This window comes from Mucilaginibacter sp. (genome assembly GCF_036383575.1).
GTDB lineage: Bacteria > Bacteroidota > Bacteroidia > Sphingobacteriales > Sphingobacteriaceae > Mucilaginibacter.
In genome coordinates, this window is record NZ_DASVOB010000700.1 from 1 (window position 1) to 4515 (window position 4515).

The window sequence follows — 4515 nt, forward strand, 5'->3', positions numbered from 1 at the left end:
TCATCGTACAAACTTTCAGAAAATACTTCGGCAAAACGCCCGATAAGATATTTGATAAGTTCAACATTCACTCGTCTAACGCAGCTTCTATCGGCCAGGTGCACCAGGCTGATTTGAATGGAAAAATACTGGCTATTAAAATCCAGTATCCTGGCGTTGGCGATTCTATTTCGTCCGATCTGAAAATGGTAAAACCCATTGCCTTCCGGATGCTGGGCATGAGCGAAAAGGAACTGGATGTTTACATGAAAGAGGTTGAAGAACGCCTGCTTGAAGAAACCGATTATGAACTGGAAGTTCGCCGTTCCGTTGAGTTTTCCAATGCTTGTGCCAATCTCAATAATGTTGTTTTCCCTAAATATTACCCAGAGCTAAGCAGCAAGCGGATCATTACGATGGACTGGCTGGAAGGCAAACACCTGAAAGAGTTTTTAGCCACCAATCCATCGCAGGAGCTGCGCAACCAGATAGGGCAGGCTTTGTGGGATTTTTATAATTTCCAGCAGCATGAGCTTCGTGCAGTACATGCAGATCCACATCCCGGCAATTTCATGATCACGCCTGAGGGTAAACTTGGCGTTATTGATTTTGGCTGTATTAAGGAAATGCCAGAGGATTTTTACTATCCTTTCTTCTCCCTTACCTCAACTAATTTGCTGGACAACAAGGAAGAAACCATTAAGGCATTCCGCCAGTTGGATATGATCCACAGGGATGATACCCCGGCGCAGATCGAATTTTATTATACGCAGTACAAAGAGATGATCAGCCTGTTTGCCCAGCCATACATCACCGATACTTTTGATTTTAGCCAGACAGCATTTTTTGACGAATTATATGGCTTTGGCGAGCGCATATCCAAAATGCCTGAATTTAAACAGGCCCGCGGCGTTAAACATTTCATTTATGTAAACCGGACTAACTTTGGATTGTACAATATTTTGCATGAGCTTAAGGCTGAAGTAAAAACAGATACATTTAAGCCACATGTGGTACTGGAATATTAAGGAAGCCGGTAGTTTTGGGTTTGCAACGGGCGGCGATTAAATAATTCAGCTATATTTGAGTGAACCTATAGCCGTATATGAAAGTATTATACTTATTGTTAATAGTGTGTTTACTGGCTGCCTGCAAGTCAAAGCCAAATACGGTATATACTGCCCTTCAAAAAGCTAAACCCGTTAAGGTTTTAGCAGCTTCTCATAAAACTTTGAGTGCGGTTAAACCAACTGCTGCTGTCATATCTGATATGGACGAGCAATCTGACGCTTATGCTGATTACTATGTGGTAGTTGCTGATACAGGTTTTAATTATTATTCATTAAGAGATAAAATGTTTGAGCTTAATCGAGCTACCGGCATTGCCATTGATACAATGGACCAGTATTATGACAAGCAAAAAGACCTCATCAAACTTCCGGACAATTATGATGACGATATACTTGCCGGGCAATATGTTATGCGGAGGGATCCTTCTAAAACATTGAGTCTTGAATATTTGCAGTCGTATAAAAACAATTCTAATAAAAAGATGATAGCGCTTGTAACTGGCATCTACGAAAATAAGTCAAGCGCCGACAGTGCACTAAAATCACTTCAACCTATTAGTGCCTTCTCAATAAAATCTAAAATTTATGTAGGTTGTATACATTAAAATAAATCAATAACGATAACTTTTTATCCATGCCAATACTCCAAAACACATTCGTGCACCATGTACACTTTTGGCTTAAAAACAAAGCCGATAAAGACAAACTGATTGAAGGGCTTAACATTCTCCTTCCTATTTCACACATCCGCGATATACATATCGGTGTGCCCGCTGATACTAACCGCGATGTGATCGATCGTTCATACGATGTATCGCTATTGATATTATTTGATACACCCGAAGCTCAGGAAGCTTACCAGGTTGATCCTACTCACGTGATATTTGCCGAAGAATATGCCAAACCGCTTTGCAGTAAAGTAGTTGTGGTTGACAGCGTAAATATTTAAGTTTTGATCATTTTATAAACATATTACATGGCAGGCGTTGTTGGTTAAAACAGCCTGCCTTTTTTGTTGTTTCACTAAGCATGAAGGTTTTGCTTGCTGGTGCTAACGGCTACATAGGTACACGGCTTATCCCTGTTTTGCTGGAGAAAGGCCATGACGTGGTTTGCCTTGTGCGGGATAAGCGTCGATTTCATGAGCACAGCGACTTTAGCAGGCAGGTTACCTTAATAACAGGAGACCTGCTCAAAGAGTCAAATATCGAATCCTTTCCTGAAGATGTTGACGCGGCCTATTACCTGGTGCATTCCATGGCACAAACGCAGGATTTTACCGCACTTGAAGCACTTTCGGCCCATAATTTTGTACAGTCGCTTGATAAAACCAACTGCAAACAAACTATATTTTTAAGCGGGATCACCAATGATAATAACCTCTCCCGCCACCTCGAATCAAGACGACATGTGGAAGATGTACTGAAAGAAGGCAACGCTGCATTAACTGTTTTACGGGCAGCTATTATCATAGGTTCCGGCAGCGCCTCGTTCGAGATCATTCGCGACCTTACCGAAAAACTTCCTGTTATGACAGTACCCCGTTGGGTAAATACCAAATGTCAGCCCATTGGTATACGCGATGTGCTGGGCTACCTGGAAGGGGTAATGCTGAACGAAAAATCGCTCAATAAAACTTTCGATATCGGTGGGCCGGATATCCTTTCGTTCAAACAAATGATGCTTACCTATGCCAAAGTGCGTAAGCTGAAAAGGTATATGATCACCATACCTTTTCTCTCACCTAAAATATCATCATACTGGCTGTACTTTGTTACTTCAACAAGCTATACCCTTGCCCAAAGCCTGGTGAATAGCATGAAGAACGAAACTAGTATGCATGATCACAGTATTGACGACGTGGTGCCCCGTCAATGCCTTACCTATCAGGAATGTCTCGAGCTTGCCTTTGTTAAAATAGAGCAAAACTCTATTGTTTCAAGCTGGAAGGATGCTTTTAACCAGGGCTATCTTAATCCGGGCTTTATGGATCAAATCAAAGTCCCCCAAAACGGAACACAGGAGTATAAGGTAAAAATGCCTTTTGACCGCCCGGCCAGTGAAGTGTTTACCAATGTGCTTTCCATAGGCGGTAACCGCGGCTGGTATTACTGGGACTGGATCTGGAATATCCGCGGTTTTTTGGATAAGATCTTCGGCGGTGTAGGCTCACGCAGGGGGCGCACCAGCGATATCAATATTGCCCCGGGTGATGTGATTGATTTTTGGCGCGTTCTGCTTGCCGACCGTGAAAATAAACGCCTGCTCCTGTACGCCGAAATGAAGCTGCCGGGCGAAGCCTGGCTTGAATTTAAAATAATTGAACGCCAGGGCAGGCAAAGTTTAAGCCAGGTAGCTACCTTTAGGCCCAATGGCCTGTGGGGCCGCCTATACTGGTATGCCATGTGGCCGTTTCACTTGTTTATATTTAACGGCATGGCAAGAGAAATTGTTAATTACACCGAAAAGGGTCATTGAGTCATTTACTTTGCGTCATTGAGTCATTGCTGAGCATGGATGCCAATTGCATAATGACTCAATGACACAAAGTAAAAATGATCTAATGACGCGCAGCACAATGACACGAAGTAAAAATGACCTAATGACTGCAAAGCAAAAATGACACAAAGTAAAATGACACGAAGTATATTACTAACCGGCGGATCGGGATTATTGGGCAGGCATCTTACCAAAGCTTTGTTAGCTAAGGGATATACGGTAAGTCATTTAAGCCGTAAGGCGGGTAGTGATACCCGGGTAAAAACCTTTGTATGGGATATCGGTAAAGGCATCATCGATGAGCATTGCATTGATGGGGTTGATACCATAGTACACCTGGCCGGTTCGGGCATTGCCGAAAAAAGATGGACAGATGCCCGCAAAAAAGACCTGATTGATAGCCGCGTAAAATCTATTGAACTGGTATATGACCTCATGAAACGTAAACAGCACCAGGTTACTTCGGTTATTTCTGCATCGGGAATTGGATACTATAGCAACCGGGGTAATGAACTGATGCTTGAAACCAGCGCGCCTACGGCCGACTTTATCGCCCAATGCTGTGTGTTATGGGAAGCTGCTGTTGATGAGGGCGAAAAGCTCGGTACGAGGGTTTTAAAATTCCGCACCGGTGTTGTGCTGGATAAGGATGGCGGAGCACTACCAACACTTGCACAGCCCATAAAATTGTATGTTGGCTCCCCTATCGGCAGCGGAAAACAATGGGTACCGTGGATCCATTGGCAGGATGTGGTGGATATGTACCTGTTAGGCATCGAAAATAAAGATCTTAGTGGTGTTTACAATATGGTTGCTCCAAACCCGGTTACTAACAAACAGCTCACCCAAACCGTTGCCAAACATTTACGCAAACCTTTGTGGGCCCCTAATGTGCCAGGCTTTATTCTCAAACTGTTATTGGGCGAGATGAGCAGTATTGTATTAGGCAGCACCAAAGTATCGGCAC

General features: G+C 43.3%; 5 protein-coding genes. All 5 read left to right on the top strand.

The window, feature by feature from the left end:
- Nucleotides 1–1007, top strand: a 1007-nt coding sequence (locus VF500_RS24955; RefSeq protein ID WP_330862276.1) for an ABC1 kinase family protein, incomplete at its 5' end; no start/stop codon positions are given.
- Between the two features lie 77 nt (nt 1008–1084).
- The gene (locus VF500_RS24960; protein ID WP_330862277.1) at nt 1085–1654 is read left to right on the top strand and encodes a hypothetical protein; all 570 of its coding nucleotides are present in this window, start codon (nt 1085–1087) and stop codon (nt 1652–1654) included.
- A gap of 29 nt (nt 1655–1683) precedes the next feature.
- A complete protein-coding gene (locus VF500_RS24965; protein WP_330862278.1) occupies nt 1684–1998 on the top strand; it encodes a Dabb family protein in 315 nt (104 codons plus the stop codon).
- 80 nt (nt 1999–2078) lie between these two features.
- Nucleotides 2079–3527: an SDR family oxidoreductase gene (locus VF500_RS24970; protein WP_330862279.1), complete on the top strand. Its 1449-nt coding sequence runs from the start codon at nt 2079–2081 to the stop codon at nt 3525–3527.
- 156 nt (nt 3528–3683) lie between these two features.
- On the top strand, nt 3684–4515 hold an 832-nt coding region (locus VF500_RS24975; RefSeq protein WP_330862280.1), incomplete at its 3' end, for a TIGR01777 family oxidoreductase.